This window comes from Bacillus sp. KH172YL63 (assembly GCF_011398925.1).
Classification (GTDB): Bacteria; Bacillota; Bacilli; order Bacillales; family Bacillaceae_B; genus Rossellomorea.
In genome coordinates this window covers 2,715,361-2,733,124 of sequence record NZ_AP022842.1, presented here as the reverse complement: position 1 = coordinate 2,733,124, position 17,764 = coordinate 2,715,361, and the positions used below count along the sequence as shown (strand labels likewise).

At 45.9% G+C, this 17,764-nt stretch carries 20 protein-coding genes; 12 read left to right on the top strand and 8 right to left on the bottom strand.

Annotation, left to right across the window (positions count from 1 at the left end; all coding sequences use genetic code 11):
- Positions 1–50 precede the first annotated feature (50 nt).
- Positions 51–887: a DUF2935 domain-containing protein gene (locus tag KH172YL63_RS14010; RefSeq protein WP_173106685.1), complete on the top strand. Its 837-nt coding sequence runs from the start codon at positions 51–53 to the stop codon at positions 885–887.
- Positions 888–925: 38 nt separating this feature from the next.
- Here the strand turns inward: KH172YL63_RS14010 and hxlB are convergent, their stop codons facing one another.
- Both hxlB and hxlA read right to left on the bottom strand, forming a co-directional pair.
- Positions 926–1,483, bottom strand: coding sequence for a 6-phospho-3-hexuloisomerase (gene hxlB, locus KH172YL63_RS14005; protein WP_173106684.1), 558 nt, complete (start codon positions 1,481–1,483; stop codon positions 926–928).
- 7 nt (positions 1,484–1,490) lie between these two features.
- On the bottom strand, positions 1,491–2,123 hold the full coding sequence (gene hxlA / locus KH172YL63_RS14000; RefSeq protein WP_173106683.1) for a 3-hexulose-6-phosphate synthase: 633 nt from the start codon (positions 2,121–2,123) through the stop codon (positions 1,491–1,493).
- 179 nt (positions 2,124–2,302) lie between these two features.
- On the opposite strand from hxlA, the gene KH172YL63_RS13995 reads away from it, so the two are divergent.
- Positions 2,303–2,668, top strand: coding sequence for a transcriptional activator HxlR (locus tag KH172YL63_RS13995; RefSeq protein ID WP_173106682.1), 366 nt, complete (start codon positions 2,303–2,305; stop codon positions 2,666–2,668).
- Positions 2,669–2,726: 58 nt separating this feature from the next.
- Here the strand turns inward: KH172YL63_RS13995 and KH172YL63_RS13990 are convergent, their stop codons facing one another.
- A complete protein-coding gene (locus KH172YL63_RS13990) occupies positions 2,727–3,347 on the bottom strand; it encodes a cyclase family protein (RefSeq protein WP_173106681.1) in 621 nt (206 codons plus the stop codon).
- 16 nt (positions 3,348–3,363) lie between these two features.
- Positions 3,364–4,866, bottom strand: coding sequence for a glucose-6-phosphate dehydrogenase (zwf, locus tag KH172YL63_RS13985; protein WP_173106680.1), 1,503 nt, complete (start codon positions 4,864–4,866; stop codon positions 3,364–3,366).
- Between the two features lie 289 nt (positions 4,867–5,155).
- Between zwf and rnz the strand changes: the two genes are divergently transcribed.
- From rnz to KH172YL63_RS13970, 3 genes are read left to right on the top strand one after another with little or no spacing between them, the layout of a single operon-like run.
- Positions 5,156–6,082: a ribonuclease Z gene (gene rnz / locus KH172YL63_RS13980; RefSeq protein ID WP_173106679.1), complete on the top strand. Its 927-nt coding sequence runs from the start codon at positions 5,156–5,158 to the stop codon at positions 6,080–6,082.
- Between the two features lie 12 nt (positions 6,083–6,094).
- Positions 6,095–6,634: a histidine phosphatase family protein gene (locus KH172YL63_RS13975; RefSeq protein ID WP_173106678.1), complete on the top strand. Its 540-nt coding sequence runs from the start codon at positions 6,095–6,097 to the stop codon at positions 6,632–6,634.
- Positions 6,635–6,671: 37 nt separating this feature from the next.
- Positions 6,672–7,427 (top strand): GNAT family N-acetyltransferase, encoded by a 756-nt coding sequence (locus KH172YL63_RS13970; RefSeq protein ID WP_173106677.1) that lies wholly within the window; start codon positions 6,672–6,674, stop codon positions 7,425–7,427.
- 84 nt (positions 7,428–7,511) lie between these two features.
- On the opposite strand, the gene namA is transcribed toward KH172YL63_RS13970, so the two are convergent.
- Together namA and proC are read right to left on the bottom strand one after the other, a co-directional pair.
- Positions 7,512–8,528 (bottom strand): NADPH dehydrogenase NamA, encoded by a 1,017-nt coding sequence (namA, locus tag KH172YL63_RS13965; RefSeq protein ID WP_173106676.1) that lies wholly within the window; start codon positions 8,526–8,528, stop codon positions 7,512–7,514.
- Between the two features lie 162 nt (positions 8,529–8,690).
- Entirely contained in the window at positions 8,691–9,509 is an 819-nt protein-coding gene (proC, locus tag KH172YL63_RS13960) for a pyrroline-5-carboxylate reductase (RefSeq protein ID WP_173106675.1), read from the bottom strand.
- A gap of 524 nt (positions 9,510–10,033) precedes the next feature.
- Between proC and KH172YL63_RS13955 the strand changes: the two genes are divergently transcribed.
- The 3 genes from KH172YL63_RS13955 to KH172YL63_RS13945 are packed head-to-tail and all read left to right on the top strand — an operon-like array spanning position 10,034 to position 12,378.
- Positions 10,034–10,993, top strand: coding sequence for an MBL fold metallo-hydrolase (locus tag KH172YL63_RS13955; protein WP_173106674.1), 960 nt, complete (start codon positions 10,034–10,036; stop codon positions 10,991–10,993).
- 16 nt (positions 10,994–11,009) lie between these two features.
- Complete coding sequence (locus KH172YL63_RS13950; RefSeq protein WP_173106673.1) at positions 11,010–11,804, top strand: SDR family NAD(P)-dependent oxidoreductase; 795 nt, start codon at positions 11,010–11,012, stop codon at positions 11,802–11,804.
- Positions 11,805–11,853: 49 nt separating this feature from the next.
- Positions 11,854–12,378: a DUF3221 domain-containing protein gene (locus KH172YL63_RS13945; RefSeq protein ID WP_173106672.1), complete on the top strand. Its 525-nt coding sequence runs from the start codon at positions 11,854–11,856 to the stop codon at positions 12,376–12,378.
- A gap of 19 nt (positions 12,379–12,397) precedes the next feature.
- Here the strand turns inward: KH172YL63_RS13945 and KH172YL63_RS13940 are convergent, their stop codons facing one another.
- Positions 12,398–13,345, bottom strand: coding sequence for an alpha/beta fold hydrolase (locus KH172YL63_RS13940; protein ID WP_173106671.1), 948 nt, complete (start codon positions 13,343–13,345; stop codon positions 12,398–12,400).
- A gap of 232 nt (positions 13,346–13,577) precedes the next feature.
- On the opposite strand from KH172YL63_RS13940, the gene KH172YL63_RS13935 reads away from it, so the two are divergent.
- The 4 genes from KH172YL63_RS13935 to KH172YL63_RS13920 all read left to right on the top strand — a co-directional run bounded on the left by KH172YL63_RS13935 (position 13,578) and on the right by KH172YL63_RS13920 (position 17,468).
- Complete coding sequence (locus KH172YL63_RS13935) at positions 13,578–14,429, top strand: GRP family sugar transporter (protein ID WP_173108185.1); 852 nt, start codon at positions 13,578–13,580, stop codon at positions 14,427–14,429.
- Positions 14,430–14,442: 13 nt separating this feature from the next.
- A complete protein-coding gene (locus KH172YL63_RS13930) occupies positions 14,443–15,228 on the top strand; it encodes a glucose-1-dehydrogenase (RefSeq protein ID WP_173106670.1) in 786 nt (261 codons plus the stop codon).
- 624 nt (positions 15,229–15,852) lie between these two features.
- A complete protein-coding gene (locus tag KH172YL63_RS13925) occupies positions 15,853–17,115 on the top strand; it encodes a Y-family DNA polymerase (RefSeq protein WP_173106669.1) in 1,263 nt (420 codons plus the stop codon).
- Positions 17,116–17,135: 20 nt separating this feature from the next.
- A complete protein-coding gene (locus KH172YL63_RS13920) occupies positions 17,136–17,468 on the top strand; it encodes a YolD-like family protein (protein WP_173106668.1) in 333 nt (110 codons plus the stop codon).
- Positions 17,469–17,505: 37 nt separating this feature from the next.
- Here KH172YL63_RS13920 and KH172YL63_RS13915 read toward each other — a convergent pair whose 3' ends face one another.
- Positions 17,506–17,721: a CDGSH iron-sulfur domain-containing protein gene (locus tag KH172YL63_RS13915; protein ID WP_173106667.1), complete on the bottom strand. Its 216-nt coding sequence runs from the start codon at positions 17,719–17,721 to the stop codon at positions 17,506–17,508.
- Between the last annotated feature and the right edge of the window lie 43 nt (positions 17,722–17,764).

Genomic DNA, 17,764 nt, shown 5'->3' with positions numbered 1-17,764 from the left:
CTTTCTTAATAATGTTAAGGTATAGAATGTAAAAGAAGGGACTGTATGGAATGGGGTTTGAAACAATCACACCGTGGCAGGAGCACGAGTTCTGGCTGGGGATCCTGAAGGACCATGCGTATTTTGTAAGGGATTATTTAAGTCCGACAGAAGTGAAGTGGGTGAATCAGGCAGAATACTATATAGAGTGGTTCCAAAATGTGGAGAAGGAATTGATGAAGGTCCCGGGGGATCTGCCTGAATCCTCACCTGAGATGATACAGCTTTCAGAATGGGCGCAGGAAGTATCATATCAATACTATACGTTCGAAGGGCACCTCCTCCATCTGCGGCTCTTCAATCAGGTGAATTTAAATCTGTCCCCAAGTTACTTGAACGGAACATTGGCAGAAAACAGGGAGTATCTCAGAATATTAAACAGCTATACGAAAGGGGAGAGTTACGCTGAACTCCCGCTTGTGGATTTGATGGATATGTGGCTCGATGACCAGAGGGGGCACGCTGCCTTGCTCGTTGATATCCTCGACAGTGCCGAAATTGATGTGATTGAAAGGGCAAATGCCTTGATGGTTCAGTTTTCTCAATTTATGGTGAAAAATGATATGTTTAAAGGTTACTTGCATTTTACCCAGCCAGGCTTCCCTGCTCAAATCCGATTTGCCCACGATGTGTCCTTACAGGTGGTCGCTTTTACGGCGCTTGTGGATGAAGTATTGAATCTGTATGTGAAGGATGAGGTATTAAATAATGCGACACTCCGTTTTTTGGAACATCACTTTCCAGAGGCATGTTATTTCATGAAGAAGCTCTCCCATTATGCACCGTCCATCGATTATCCCGATTGTAAACTGATAAAGCCTACTTTGAGGAACGAAAGAGAAGCTTGAGGATTGTGTCCTCAAGCTTCTCATTTATCTTCATCCAACTATTCGAGATTGGCATGGTTACCATACATATTTGCGGTATCCAAACCTTTCTTCTCCATACATCTCAGTATAATCGAGTCAAACAGTACAAGTGAAAACTGTTCGAATGCGGAGCCCATTGGCTGTATCGTTTGATAGTCACCTGCCGATTGATCTTTGGGAGCACCTGGGATTCTCACAACCATGTCTGCTGATTGTCCGATTGTAGATTCTGGAAAGATCGTGACAGCTGCAATCTTTCCTCCGATGCTTTTCGCTTTATCTGCGATGGATACCAAGCTCTTCGTTTCTCCTGAACCAGATGCAATGATGACCATATCTTCTTCTTTAAAAGAAGGAGTGACAGTCTCTCCTATCACATATGCATCGATACCCATATGCATCAAGCGCATGGCAAAGGATTTGGTCATTAATCCAGACCTTCCAGCCCCTGCTACAAAAACTTTATTGGCTTCTAAGATCCCATTTACCAATCTTTCAGTTTCATCATTGGAGATGGCGTCTGCTGTCCGGTTTAATTCTTGTAAAATCTTAAGAATATATTGAGTCGTAATCATCGTTAACTTAACCTTTTTTAATCATTTCCTGCATAGTTGCCGCAGTCGCCTTTTTATCTTCTTGTCCTGTGATGCCTCCACCGACAATGACAAGATCAGGTTGTACGTTGACCACTTCTGGCAAGGTATCAAGTTTAATTCCGCCGGCAATGGCTGTTTTGGCATTCTTCACAACACTTTTGATTGTTTGAAGATCTTCGAAAGAGTTTTGTCCAACGGCTTGAAGGTCGTACCCTGTATGAACACAGATGTAATCTACACCAAGTGCATCGACTTCCTTTGCGCGGCCGGCAAGATCTTTTACTGCTATCATATCCACAAGGATTTTTTTACCTTGTTTTTTTGCTTCTTCCACTGCGCCTTTAATAGACATGTCTTCAGCTGTACCTAGAATGGTAATGATGTCAGCTCCTGCTTCAGATGCCTTCATGACCTCATACCCGGCTGCATCCATGATTTTAAGATCTGCCAATACTTTTAGGTCAGGAAATGCTTCCTTCATTGCTTTTACTGCATGAAGCCCTTCATTAATCACTACCGGAGTCCCGATTTCAACGATATCGATATGCTCCTCAACTTCCTTCACCAATTCAATGGCTTCCGGGATATTCACTAAATCTAAAGCTAATTGCAATTCCATTGATGATCCACTCCTGTATCGTTTCTAGTTGTTGCTTCTGACGAGATATTCAAATGGTGCCTCATCCCGTACAATTGCAAGTATATAATGTATATAATATGATTAATAGTACGCACTTTAATTTTACATAGTGTCAAAAAGTATACTATGGACTTTGATAAGCTTGGAGGATGATGATGATGTCGAGAATGAAAGACAAAATGTTTAATTGTGAAAAAGAATTGACGCTCTCGGTTATCGGAGGTAAATGGAAGATGTTGATATTATGGCATTTGGGCAAGGAAGGGACGAAACGGTTTGGAGAATTGAAATCCCTTATCCCCGGAATCACCCAAAGGATGCTGGTAAATCAATTGCGGGAACTGGAAGAAGATTTCATCGTCCATCGTGAAGTGTATCCGGTCGTCCCTCCCAAAGTGGAGTATTCCCTAACCGCTCAAGGAGAAACCTTGATGCCTATTTTGGATGCCATGTATGAGTGGGGGAGGGATTATATGGAGACCTTTGTCGATGATGCATGTATGAAGGATCAGTCCGTAGAATAAATCGCTTATCGTGTTGAAAAAGAAAAGCCGCTCCCTTTTTAGGAGCGGCTTTCTTGCATTATCCGATCATTTCATCAAACAATAGTACCCGTGCAGGTGATGCATCGGTGTTCTCAATTTTCAGTGGTGCGGCAACCATGAAGTATTGACCGGCTTCAATATCTTTCAATTGAAGTCCTTCCATGATGATGACGCCGCTGCCCATCAGGCTGCGGTGGGTCGGATGACCTTCCTGGGCTCTTTCGATACCGAGCGCATCAATTCCGACGCCGGAGATGTTCTTCTCGGCAAGATACGCAGCTGCATCTTCTGCAACGTAGATGAACTCAAAGTTGAATTCTGTATCCCATGAATTCTTTGTTTTAAAGAGAATGAAATCATTTTCTTCAATGTCTAAATCTTGAATGTCCTTCAAGGAAATCTTTTCTTCCACTTCCGATAAATCGTATACTTTGACAGGTCTCACAAGTTTCTCGATATCGATCGTCTCGATCGTTTCTCCATCGTTGATCATGTGAAGCGGAGCGTCTACGTGTGTACCGGTATGCACGTCCATGGAAATCCGGGATTCAGTTACATGACCGTTTGTATTCGTTTCAATTGTCGGCTGTTTTTCAGGTTTGTTTTTATACACGGGCATTCCGTTAAAGATTGGAGCTGTCACATCATATATTTTCATTGTTTCCACACCTTCCTTAGCATTGGTCTACGTCTAGATTTTCAATCGGCCACCAGTAGAAGCCGTCTTTAGCGAGTAAGTTGTCAGCAGCTTTTGGTCCCATTGTTCCTGCTTCATAGTTCGGGAATTCTCCGTCACGGGTGTTTTCCCATACTTCAGAAATCTTGTCGACGAAAGCCCAGGAAAGCTTGACTTCATCCCAGTGTGTGAAGTTCGTCGCATCTCCGCGGAGACAGTCTAATAGAAGTTTTTCGTACGCTTCCGGCGTGTTCATTCCATCGACACTGTTGTTGGCAAAGTTTAATTTCACCGGTGTCGTTTCGATATTCTGACCTGATTTCTTCGCGTTTAAATGAAGGGTGATCCCTTCTTCAGGTTGAATGTGGATGACCAGCAGGTTAGGGGCCAAAGGCTTGTCTGTATTGTAATAAAGGTTCATTGGGATGTCTTTGAATTGAATGACAATCTTCGTCGATTTGGTTTCCATTCTTTTACCCGTACGGATATAGAATGGGACACCTGCCCAGCGGAAGTTATCAATCATCAGTTTCCCGGCTACATAAGTTTCCGTATTTGAATGATCATCGACATTTTCGGCTTCACGGTAGCCAGGCGCATCCTGGTTTCCTGACTTGCCGGCGCCATATTGTCCCCGGACGAAATAGTCTTTCACTTCATCATGCTCAAAAGGACGAAGTGAACGTAATACGCGCACTTTTTCACTGCGGATTTCGTCTGTTGTCAACTTGATCGGAGGTTCCATGGCAAGAAGTGCAACCATTTGAAGTAGATGATTTTGGACCATATCCCTGAGCGCACCGCTTTTCTCATAATAGCGGCCACGGTCTTCGACACCAAGTTCTTCTGATGAAGTGACTTGGATGTTCGAGATATAGCGGTTATTCCAAAGCGGTTCAAACATCGCATTGGCGAAACGGATCACTTCGATATTCTGGACCATCTCTTTACCGAGATAGTGATCGATACGATAAATTTGATCTTCAGAGAACGATTCGCGGATTTGACTGTTCAGTTTCTCAGCTGAAGGCAGATCATGCCCGAACGGTTTTTCAATTACAAGGCGCTGGAAACCGTTTGTTTCGGTCAACCCTTGATTCTTCAACTGCTCGGTGATTGTACCGAAGAATTCTGGGGCCATCGCCAGATAGAAAACCCGATTCCCTTCCAATTCGTAGGTATCGTCAAGCTCATCAGACAGGTTCTTAAGCGCCTTATATGAATCGCTGTTGGAAACATCGTTTGGTTGATAGTAGAAATGAGAGACGAACTCATCGATGTTTTCGTTGCTGCCTACCGCTTTATGTACAGACGTCTTTACATGTTCCTGAAACTCTTCATTTGACCACTCTCTGCGTGCCACACCCACTACGGCAAAACGCTTTGAAATTTTTCCTTTACGGAACAAATGATAAAGAGACGGATAGAGTTTTCGTTTTGCTAGATCACCTGTCGCTCCAAAAATCGTAATCAGAGATGTCGGTGTAATTGAATTGTTCAATGTTATGACCTCACTTTATCTTTGTTGTAAATCCAAAACTATGTGTTTCTTCTTATTTAATATCCTATACAATTACTTAATTTTAAAGACTTCTCAATCATTTAGCAAATGTTATGCTGAATACTTTTTCTATACGGAATGATGAAAACGTTTCCGTCTTATGTTGGCTTATTTTTGCATTCTTATGAGAGTTTTCCCGAATGGAATCGGTCGGAGGGAAGGAAAGGGTATTCTGATGGGGATTATGCTAGAATAAAAACACCACCGGTCATCATAGGAGTGAATGAAGTTGGAATTATTATTTTTAGGAACGGGTGCTGGCGTACCGGCCAAACTCCGCAACGTCACGAGTATCGCACTGAAGCTGTTGGAAGAGCGGGGTGCGGTTTGGCTTTTTGATTGCGGGGAAGCGACGCAGCATCAAATTTTACATACGAGTTTAAAACCGAGAAGGATCGAGAAGATTTTCATCACCCACCTTCACGGTGATCATATTTATGGGCTGCCTGGACTGCTCGGGAGCAGGTCTTTTCAAGGAGGGGATTCTGGGTTGACGGTATACGGTCCGAAAGGGATCAAAGAGTTCATCTCTGTTTCACTTTCTGTCAGCCGGACGCACCTTCAGTACCCACTTGAGGTCATCGAAATCGAGGAAGGGACTATTTTTGAAGACGATGGGTTCACCGTGGAAGCAAGGGAACTGGATCACGCTCTTCCGACTTTCGGTTACAGGGTGGTGGAAAAGGACAAGCCTGGCATCCTTCAAGTAGACAGGTTACGGGAAGTAGGCATTCCGCCCGGCCCCCTATATAAAAAATTGAAATCAGGAGAAACCGTTCAGCTTGAAGATGGGACCGTGGTCGATGGCACTGATTTCCTTGGACCTCCGATACCTGGCAGGACCGTCACGATCCTTGGTGATACAAGGGTATGTGATAATGCGGTCAAGCTGGGTGAATCTGCCGATGTACTCGTCCATGAAGCGACGTTCAATCGAGATCAGGAGGAGATGGCGAGAGAATATTTCCATTCGACAACAAAGCAGGCTGGAGAGACTGCAGCAGCTGCAGGGGCACATACACTCTTTTTGACCCATATCTCGTCCAGATTTGCAAAGGAATCGTGGGAAGAGCTTGAAGGGGAAGCGAGGGAAGTGTTTCCTAACACACACATTGCAAGCGACTTTATGGAGTATGAGATTCCTTTAAAGAAATAGAGGGGGACTATTATGAAAACAATCTATATCGTGCGTCATGCAAAGGCAGAAGGGCAGCAAGTACAGGCCCCACTAACGGAAGAAGGGGAAGCGCAGGCGGTTCGGCTTGCATCTTTCTTAGAAAACAGGTCGATCCAAGCGATATATTCCAGCCCCTTTTTCCGGGCAGAAAAGACGATTGAGCCGTTTGCCAGGCAGTCAGGGTTAAAGGTTTCCTTTGATGATCGATTGGGAGAAAGAATTCTATCTGAAAAGGATCTTCCTGATTGGAAGGAAAAGCTGAAAGAAAGCTTTGATGATTTTTCACTATCATTGCCAGGAGGTGAGTCAAACCAAATGGCGATGGACCGGGCACGGTCCTTCGTAGATGACATCACCTCCAAAAAGGAAGATTCCATTGTGTGCGTGAGTCATGGAAACTTAACGACTCTGCTTTTGAGACTGTTTGATGAGAAGTATGGCTACGATGAATTGTTTGCCCTGTCAAATCCTGATGTTTATATGGTGAAGATTGAAGAGAACGGGGCATCTGTTCAACGGATTTGGGCGTAGGGGAGATCAAATATACAGACCAAAGGGGAAATGACGGATGAACGGGATCACTTTTGACGATATTTACAATCCAGGCCATAATGTGGCAGAAAATGAATTGTACGAACATATTCATTTTCCAGAAATGCTCACAAGATATGATAGTAATTTTCTGAAATTCAAGAGAATGCCGACAAGAGCTGAATTTTTAGAAGCTGCCAGCTTCTTGAGGAAATTCCAACAATCAAACGGACAGAAGCATGTGAAGTACATTTTTCCCCAGGATCAGGAGCTTCCGGCGGAATTGAAGGCTGTTATGGAAGAAGAAGGTTATGGGATTGGCTTCACTGAACTGTACAAGATTGCACCCGATGTTTTCCCCCGGGTGGAAAATACCCCTGAAATTGAAATAAGAGAAGTGAGTGAAGTCGAGCTCGATGCTTATCTGGCGTTTCAATATGAGCAGGATATGGCGTATGGCGCTGCATTTGCTGACGAAAAGGTAGGCATGCATAAACGTAATTTCCAACATCCCCATGTGATGCAGGTTCTTGCTTATGATAAAGGGGAACCTGCCGGATCAGTGGATGTGATCATCAAGGATGAAACGGCTGAAATCGATGGACTGATGGTACATGAGACTTTTCAGAAGAAAGGGATCGGAACCAGACTGCAACAGTTTGTGATGGATCGATTCGATGACAAGACGGTGATCCTCGTCGCGGATGGAGAAGATACGCCGCGACTGATGTATCAAAAACAAAACTATTCCTGTATCGGATTCAGGTATGAAGCGCAGAAAGTGTATGAATGATGGCGCATATTCTGCTGTGAATGGAATGACGGTTACATAAGAAAAGGAGTGAAGCGATATCGCTTCACTCCTTTTTTACGTCCATTACCATGCCCGGTCGTATTGTTGAGGGGCTTTGATTTCCACACCCAGCTCATGTGCGGCTTTTCTCGGCCAGTATGGGTCACGGAGTAGTTCGCGTGCAAGCAGTACCAGGTCGGCACGGTCATTTTGGAGGATTTCCTCAGCCTGTATGCCTGTTGTGATCAATCCGACGGCGCCCGTATCGATGCCTGCGCCGTGTTTGATCGTCTCGGCAAGCTTTACCTGATACCCGGGGAATACGGGGATCCGTGCAGGGACCAGTGCGCCGGAACTTACGTCGATCAAATCGACTCCCTGTTCTTTCATCCACTTTCCGAAAGCTACATAGTCTTCGATGTCCAAGCCTTCCCCGTGATAATCTTTAGCCGAGACGCGGACAAGGAGCGGTCCGTCCCATACCGCTTTTATGCCGTCAATGATCTCTCCGAGGAATCGGTAGCGGTTTTCTGCCGATCCACCGTATTCGTCCGTACGTTTATTTGAAAGGGGGGAGAGAAATTCATTGATAAGGTATCCGTGGGCACCGTGAATTTCGATCACATCGAATCCTGCTTTCCGTGCTCTTTCAGCCCCTTGGACGAATGCCGTGATGGTTTCCTTGATATCATGGGCTGTCATTTCAAGCGGGGTTTTCATTTCGTCATTGAATGGGATGGCAGACGGAGCGAGGATATCACCTTCGAGGACGGCTTTCCTTCCTGCATGTGCAAGCTGGATTCCTGTTTTCGCACCCTGCTCCTTGATCAATCCTACCAACTCTTTCAAGCCTTCAATATGCTCATCATCCCAGATTCCCAAGTCACGGGGGGATATCCTTCCCTGAGGTGTGACGGCAGTCGCTTCCTGTATGATGAGACCGACGCCTCCGACAGCTCGGCTCGTATAATGGGTGCGATGCCAATTCTCCACTTTTCCGTCTTCATTGTGAGAGGAATACATGCACATAGGGGCCATCACAATCCTGTTTTTGAGCTCTACATTTTTCAGTGTATATGGTTGGAATAGTTTAGCGTTCATTTTTAGATCACCTTCCCTGATTGAATTATTTCGGGTTTCTAAATAGTCGTGCATACCGATTATAACAACAGCCCTTAACCTGGAAAAGAAATGTGCTCCCGCTCTTGCGGAAATGTCTTTTGATTCACGGGATGAATCGTTATATATCAAGCGGGAGGCGGGTCAGCTTTTGGGAGATTGCATGTTCATCATTTCACCGAGAAATTCTGAACGTTTCTTGGCAGAGCTGACGCAGTGGATAAACGCATCTTTCATTTCATATTCCTCTAATGCTGCGATTCCGGCTTCGGTCGTTCCCCCGGGACTGGTGACATTCTTCCTTAACTCTTGGGCCTCCAAACCGGATTTCTCCAACATGGCACTTGCACCTGAGATGGTTTGTGTGATGAGGCCCTCCGCGAGTTCTTTCTCAAGTCCGAGCTCCACTGCAGCATCTTTGAGCAATTCAGCCACATAATAAATATAAGCAGGTCCGCTTCCAGACAGTGCCGTAATAAGATCCAGCTTACTCTCATCAACTTCGACCGCGGTGCCGACAGATTCAAACAGGGCAGTCGTCCATTCCCTGTGGAAATGGGTGGTGGATGGATTGAACGATACGGCAGTCGCTGATTTTCCCACTGCTGCACTTGTATTGGGCATGGCCCTTGCAACGGCTCCGTTAAAGGAGAGTTGCTCCCTTATATGCTCTATCGTGATTCCGGCCAACAGGGAGATGACCAAAGTATCTGATGAAAGAAAGGTGCGGACAGACTGTGCCGCATCATGAAAGTCTTTCGGCTTCATTGCGAGGATGACGGTATCATATCGCGTGTCTTGATTGTACTTACCGACACCGAATTCCTCTACGATTTCGTCTAATTTATGCTGATTGCAGCGGTTCGTCACATACACCTCTTCCTTCTTTAAAACGCCTGCTCTCAATGCACCCTTCAATAATGCGTGAGCCATCGACCCGGCCCCGATAAACAATGTATTCATCCGCCCATTCCTCCTTCTGTTTTCGAAAAAAAAGCAGACCCCTTCATCCATAAAGGACGAAAGGATCTGCTTCCGTGGTACCACCTTGATTTGTCCATTCCATGGTTGATGGCATGAACACACTTCATTTCCAAGTAACGCTGGAACACGTTCTGCTTTAAGACGCTCAAAAGGTAGGTTCATGAATGGAGCGGACGACGGCGCCTTTCAGCCGGTGGGCAGCCGATCTCTGACATCATCCATTCATTACTGGCCTTTATCATCGCTTTTTCTCGTATGGATATGTAAAATGATGAAGGGACTGTGAAATATATATTATAGGTGATTATCTTTGAAAGAGAGCTAGTCTGTCAAGTGTTTATTTCAGTATATTCTAACATTTTAAAAATGACATTTGTTTGGTAAAATTGTACACTATTAAATGAAGGGTCATTCATTTTTTGTGAAAATGAACCCTGGACAGGAAAGGCATGAGTTTTTTTACGTACTGCCTGCCCTTTTATTATGATGAATGTGGTGAAAATATGACAACTTTAGTGAACGGCGTAGCAAAGATCACGCTATCCACCCCCTTTGCCGTAGGGGACGTGAATGTATATGTAGTAAAAGGGGATACCCTTACACTTGTGGATGTGGGGCCTCTCACCGATACTGCCTGGCAGCAATTGACCGAACAGCTTTCTTTATTGGGTTATACAACGAGGGACATCGATCAAATCGTCCTGACCCACCATCATCCCGACCATGCCGGATTGATTGAGCGGTTTCCTGATTCAGTGAAGGTGTATGGTCATCAGTACAACCGCTTCTGGTTATACCGTGATGACAGCTTTCACACGGTGCATGACCGTTTCTTCATGCAATTGGCCGTCGAGGCCGGACTTCCCGAGGAATACCTCCAGGCCATCCCTAAGTTCAAAGGTCCCTTAAAGTATATGGGGCAGCGGGAACTGGATGTCGCTATACATGAGGGGGACCGGATTCCCGGGATGAATGACTGGTCAATCATTGAAACCCTCGGGCATGCACAGAGCCACTTATCACTATACAGGGAACGTGATGGTGTGTTGATAGCGGGGGATCATATTTTGGCCTCGATCTCGCCGAATCCCCTCATTGAACCGCCATTCGAAGGTGAAGGGGAACGGTCGAAGCCATTGCTTCAATACAATGCCTCCCTGAAGAAGCTGTTGGATATCCCGATTTCGATTGCCTATACAGGTCATGGGGAGAATATTTCAGATGTACATGGATTAATTCCGAAGAGGTTAGGGAAACAAGAAGAAAGGGCTTTAGGTGTACGGGAGATGGTGAAAGGAAATGCCCTGTCCGTGTTTGATATCTGCAGGCAGTTATTTCCGTCCCTTTATCGTAAAGAGCTGGGCCTTACACTCTCGGAAACAATCGGTCAATTGGATTACCTTGAATCCCTTCATGAAATTCAGAAGGAAAAGCGGAACGGCGTTTATTATTATTTTGCTTAGAAAGATGTGAGAAGACTTGAACAGTAGATTAAAAGGAAAAACGATTGTCATCACCGGAGCTTCGGGAGGCATCGGAGAACAGATGGCGATCAAGGTGGCCAAAAGCGGTGGAAACCTTGCCTTGATCGCACGTCGCGTCCACTTGTTGGAAGCATTGAAAGAAAAACTGGGCACGGTGTATAAGTGCAAGGTTGAAATATATCCGTTAAACGTGACGGATTATGACCAAATTCCCGGCACGTTCCAACAGATCCTGAACGATTTCGGGACCATTCATGCCTTAATCAATAATGCCGGATATGGCATTTTCCAAGAAGCCCATGAAACATCATTTCAAGATGTGAAGGGGATGATGGACGTCAATGTCCTCGGCCTGATGGCTTGTACCGGCGAAGTCCTTCCCATCATGCGGGAACAGGGATTTGGGCATGTGATCAATATCGCTTCCCAGGCAGGGAAGTTTGCTTCGCCAAAGTCCAGTGCCTACTCTGCATCCAAGCATGCTGTCCTTGGATATACAAACAGCCTCCGGATGGAAGCGAAGCGTTATGGCGTATATGTGACCGCAGTGAACCCGGGGCCGATTGCCACTGACTTCTTCACCATTGCCGATGAGTCGGGCACATATACGAAAAATGTGGAAAAGTTCATGCTGGATCCAAGAAAAGTGGCAGAAGAAGTCGTTCGTGCCCTTTTAACGAACAAAAGGGAAATCAATCTTCCCCGGTGGATGAACGCAGGCAGTCGCATCTATCAATTATTTCCATCTTTTGTAGAAAAAGTAGGAAATAGCTTTTTTTTCAAAAAATAATGAAACCATCCTGTGGGCTCATTCGTCTAATTAACTGAGGGGGGAGTCTATGAAGAAATGTTTGATTGTTCTGATACTTGGTTTTTGTATTCTGTTCTCCGGCTGCGGGCCATCCACATCTGTCAATTCATCACAAGCAAGCACAGATTTCATAGGCTTTGTCACCCAGCTCGAACAGGATCAAGTATTGGTGAATGATGTCTGGTTTTCTTTTGATAACCACACCGTCATGGTGACAGATAAGGATAAAAAGGTCGGAAAAGAAGAGATAGAAATGGGAAAGAAAGTGAATGTCCGCTTTGACGGCAAGCTCGAAGAATCCTATCCCAGGAGGGCAGCGGCTGATCAATTCGTCTTTCTGACAGATCAACAGAGTAAAACGGAAGCAAGCGCTGTCCAATTAGTCATGAGGGACCCGCGGTTTTCACAAGTCGTCATTCAATCCATCGAAAAAAATCCTACAGGCTTGTATTCATTGCGATTTAAGGACCTTTCCATCGACAGGGACGTTCATGTCATTGTGAATGTTGACAATGAAAGGGTCATTGTCCCTATACATACCTCCACCAAATGATAAAGAAGAAAGCGTCCGGTCATGACCGGACGCTTTCTTCTTTTAAAATGTGTGTATCAATCTTCTTCAACTGTTCACTGACTGCTCTTGCCACCAGGGAGGGATTTTCCATGTGGATATTGTGTCCATGGTCGGTAAGGATAACGGTCGGGTGATCGGTGAGCTGCTGCAACTTCTCCTGATAGCGAAGCCATTCCGGTGATTTGTTATTGGATTGGATGATGGTCATAAAGAGGTCTCTGTGAAGCGGGGTGCTCTCCTTCACTTGACGGGCCGTGAAGCCGCTGTCCCTCAGTTCCTTGTATACGGCTTCATAAGCGCTCGGCTTATAGGCCATGTAAGAGTGGAGGTGGGCCACCTCTTTCGCTATCATTCTTCCGCCCACTTTCATTTTCAGAAGCCTCGGGACCCCTGTATAGGCGCTATAATATCCAAGCTTCATCCACCTCAAGTTTTTCTTTATGGCTTCCATCCTATCGGTTTCTTCTGTTTCGTATCTTTCTTCATGTACTGCATCCACCAGCACGATCCCTTTCACCCTTTTTCGGTGTTCTTGTGCAAACAGCCTTACATTCAACCCTCCATAGGAATGCCCCACCATGACGAGAGGGGAAGTGCAGCCCAACCCTTCCAAAATCGCTGTCATATCTTTTACGGTTTCCTTTCCATCATATTGGCCGCTCCGTCTGTCACTCCAGCCGTACCCGCCCCGGTCAAATGAAATGGTATGAGCATGCTGGCTCAGTTTCTCCTGTACATGATGCCAATGGAGTGAACTTCCCGACAGTCCTGCGTCCATCATGATGGTGAGGGGTCCCTGTCCTTTTTCAATCACATGGAATGTTCCCCTCGGTGTGTGAAGCATTTTTCCGGCAGGCGGCTGCTCCTCTTTTTTTCTGATGATGGAATTCACAATGCTCCCTGGAAAAAGCAGTGCTGTCACCCCGTATTGTATCCATTTGTCCATTTCTGTCTCTCCTTGTGTCTTGATTTATACCTTGATTCGACATGATTTGAAAAATCCCTTCTGTTTCAAGCAGGATATATCCATGTTTCCATCCATGGTGAGATTAGCACGGGCAAAAGAAGGGTATGCATGTGTGAGTGGAATATATTTATATTTTTCTAGCCTGAGCGGCTAGGAAAATGGTTTCAGCGGAAAACTAGAAATATTGTCGGAAAAAGGATGTGGATGTATGATAGGAATTCTTTTAGCCCTCATTCCCGCGGTAGCATGGGGAAGCCTTGTGTTTGTAAGTGTAAAACTTGGAGGGAATGCTTATAGTCAAACAGTTGGGATTACGATAGGGGCATTATTGTTTGCCACTGGCGTTTTCTTCATCAAATCCCCTGAATTGACGTTATTTGTTTGGGGAATCGGCTTAATATCCGGTGTCTTCTGGGCAGTCGGACAAGTGAACCAGTTAGCGAGTGTGAAATTCATCGGCGTATCGAAAACCGTGCCGATTTCCACAGGCATGCAGCTGATCGGTACGACCCTCTTTGGGGTATTGGTGTTTAAAGAATGGGAAACGACGGAAACGATCCTTCTCGGAAGCGGAGCCGTATTAGCTCTTATTATTGGTGTCGTCCTGACCTCATTCACTCAAAAATCCGAAGATGATGAAGGGTCCCAACTTAAGAAGGGCCTACTGACTTTGCTGCTTTCAAGCGGCGGATACATAGCTTATGTCGTCATATTAAGATGGTTTGATATCGACGGATGGGAGGCCATATTGCCTCAGGCGATTGGAATGTTTATCGGGGCTGTTGTCATTACGTTCAGGCATAAGCCCTTTAACAAATATACGATCCGGAACATATTGACCGGTCTCATGTGGGCATCAGGGAACTTGGGGTTATTGCTTGCCCTTCCACGTATCGGGGTTGCGACAAGTTTTTCCCTTTCCCAAACAGGGATCGTCATTTCCACTCTCGGCGGTTTGTTTTTCCTTGGTGAAAAGAAATCGAAAAAGCAAATTCTTCTCGTTATTGCAGGATGTCTCCTCATCATTATCGGGGGAGTTCTATTAGGGTTTACCAAAGAGTAAGGAGGAATGGGACATGTATACAGATTTAACGGATAAGGTGGCCATCATCACAGGTGCCGCGACAGGCATCGGCAAAGCCATTGCAAAACGATTTGCAAGCGAAGGATGTAAAGTGGTCATCAATTATTTCAATGAAGAAGAAAATCCAGAGGCACTGTTACAGGAAATCGTAGAGGCAGGAGGGACAGCTTCCATCATACAGGGGGATGTCTCGAAGGAAGAGGACGTCCAAAGATTTGTCCGCTGTGCCCACGATACCTATGGACGCCTTGATATTTACGTGAATAACGCAGGGGTGGAAAATGAAGTACCTTCTGAAAATCTTTCCCTGGAAGATTGGCAACGGGTAATAAATACCAATCTGACAGGCACTTTTCTCGGTTGCCGTGAAGCAGCGAAATATATGCTCGATCACGATATCAAAGGCTCGATCATCAATATTTCTTCCGTACATGAAATCATCCCATGGCCCCATTTTGTTCATTATGCAGCCAGTAAAGGCGGGGTGAAATTATTGATGGAAAGTCTTGCGCTGGAATTTGCCCCGGATGGGATACGTGTAAATAACATTGCTCCGGGAGCGATCGATACGCCAATCAATGCGGAAAAATTTTCTGACCCTGAAAAGAAGAAAGGAGTAGAAAAACTCATTCCCCTCGGTTATATAGGAGAACCGGAGCAGATTGCGTCCTGTGCGGCCTTCCTAGCTTCAGAGCAGGCAGGCTATGTCACTGGAACGACGCTTATTGCGGACGGAGGGATGACAAAATATCCTGGATTCCAAGCCGGTAAAGGTTGATAGATAAAAAAGATGAGACCACAATCATTTGGCGATTGTGGTCTCATCTTTTTTGCGTTGAAAGGCAAAGAACGCCTTTCCGGGTGACTCGTCTTATGCTTGTCTCCCCAGGGCGAGCCCTTCCGCTTTTCTTTTGTCCAGCTCAGGCGGCTAGTCCCTCGAGGTCATAAGATGAATCGACCAAAAAGGCAAAGAACGCCTTCCGGTCGATTCATCTTATGCTTGTCGGGCCTGACCAAGCCGCCTCCGCTTTTCTTGATGTCCAGCTGCAGGGCTTAGAGGCTCGAGGTCATAAGTCAAACCAGCCAAAAAGGCAAAGAACGCCTTTCCGGCTGGTTCGTCTTATGCTTGTCGCCTCTGAGCAAAGCCCTTCCGCTTTTCTTTTGTCCAGCTCCGGCGGCTAGTCCCTCGAGGTCATAAGCTAAATCGACCAAAAAGGCAAAGAACGCCTTTCCGGTCGATTCATCTTATGCTTGTCGGGCCTGACCAAGCCGCCTTCGCTTTTCTTGTTATTTTCTCCATTACCAGTAATTTAAGTTGAAAGGGAACGTATATTCGTATAGAATCATAACTATACTATGTAAGAACGTTTGTTCTATTTCAGGTAAAATGGAGGGCGAAGATATGACTGTCGATTACAGTGTGCTGCCACACCACAAGATTTTGTGCATCGATATGAAGAGCTTTTATGCTAGCTGTTCGGCTGTCATGGAGGGGCTGGACCCCCTTGAATGTCACTTGGCTGTAGTGGGGGATAAAGATCGGCAGGGGAGCATCGTGCTCGCTGCCTCGCCGAGATTGAAGAAGGACTTTGGAATCAAAACCGGTTCGAGGATGTTTGAGATCCCGAACGATCCGCGCATCCGGCTTGTCGAGCCGAAAATGGCAACGTACGTCCGTATTTCCACAGAGCTTACCCGGCTGTTCCATCGCTATGTACCGAAGGATGCCATCCATACGTACAGCGTGGACGAAAGCTTTATTAAAATCGACGGAGCGACGAATCTATGGGGGGATGCGACGACCATCGCCCGCAAAATCAAAGACGACATGGAAAGGGAGTTTCAGCTTCCGTGTGCGATCGGGATCGGCCCGAATATGCTCCTTTCCAAGCTGTGCCTGGATCTTGAGGCAAAGAAAAAGGGGGTGGCCGAATGGACATACAAAGATGTTCCGAAAAAGCTGTGGCCCCTGTCACCGCTTCGTGAAATGTGGGGGATAGGCGGACGTCTTGAGAAGAGCCTCAACCGGATGGGCATCTTCTCTGTCGGTCAATTGGCGAAGTATGACCTTGAGAAGCTTGAGGCGAAGTTCGGTGTGATGGGAAATCAGCTTTATTATCATGCATGGGGAGTGGACCTTTCTGAAATCGGGGCACCGATCATGGATGGGCAGGTCAGCTTCGGTAAGGGCCAGATTTTGATGCGTGATTATAAAGAGAAAAAGGAAATCAAACGAGTCATTTTGGAAATGTGCGAAGAGGTCGCCAGGCGGGCCCGCAACCATCGGAAGGCGGGAAGGACCGTCAGTTTTGGCATCGGGTACAGCCATGAAGAATTTGGGGGCGGGTTCCACCGTTCCCGGACGATAGAGGAACCGACCAACATCACCATGGACCTGTACAGGGTGTGCCTGGCGTTATTTGAGGAGAACTATAGCGGTAAAACCGTTAGGAAAATCCATATTTCCCTGTCTAATATTGTGGAAGATGGCTCATTGCAGGTGTCATTATTCGAACCTGACCGTTGGGAAAAGCGAGAGCTGGGGTATGTTGTCGACCGGATCCGAAATAAATATGGTTCCGGTTCCCTGCTCCGTGCCGTCTCTTATACTGAAGCAGGGACGGCGAGGCACCGTGCCCGCCTTGTGGGCGGACATAAATCATAGCATATAGGGAGGTGAGGGCGTTGATCCGTGATCGGGGAAGAATAAAGTGGACATCGATGATGCTGCCGGAGCATGTGAAACTGTTAAGGGACTGGGCAAAAGAAGATACGCATGAAAAAAAAGTGGAGCTTGACGAACAGGAATTGGACAGGATGAATGAGGTCGTTGCAGAGGCAATGGAGTTTGGCAAGCAGGTGTCGATTACCCACCATAAAAACCACCGTCATCAATTATTGATCGGGACGATTCATCATGTCGACTCACTTGAAGGGAAACTGCATGTTGTAGACAAATTTGAAGAAGTATACTATCTCTCCCTCGCAACCGTGGTGGATATTCGTTTTTTTGATTGAAATGAAAAGAGAGGCTCCGGGAAGCCTCTCTTCTTTGTTATTCTTCGTCCAATACTTTTTCAGCACGGACACATGATTCGAATTTCCCTTTATGAGATGCGTCACAGAACGGCATCTTTACAGATAGTCCGCAACGGCAAAGAGTGAACACTTGCTTCGTCGGAAAAACATTTCCGTCGGCATCGATCAATTCAACGTCACCGCTTACACGAAAAGAACCATTATCATTCACTTTAATTTGCGCTTTTGTCATGAAAAACCACCCTTTCTAAAAAATACAAAAGAATTCCCCACTT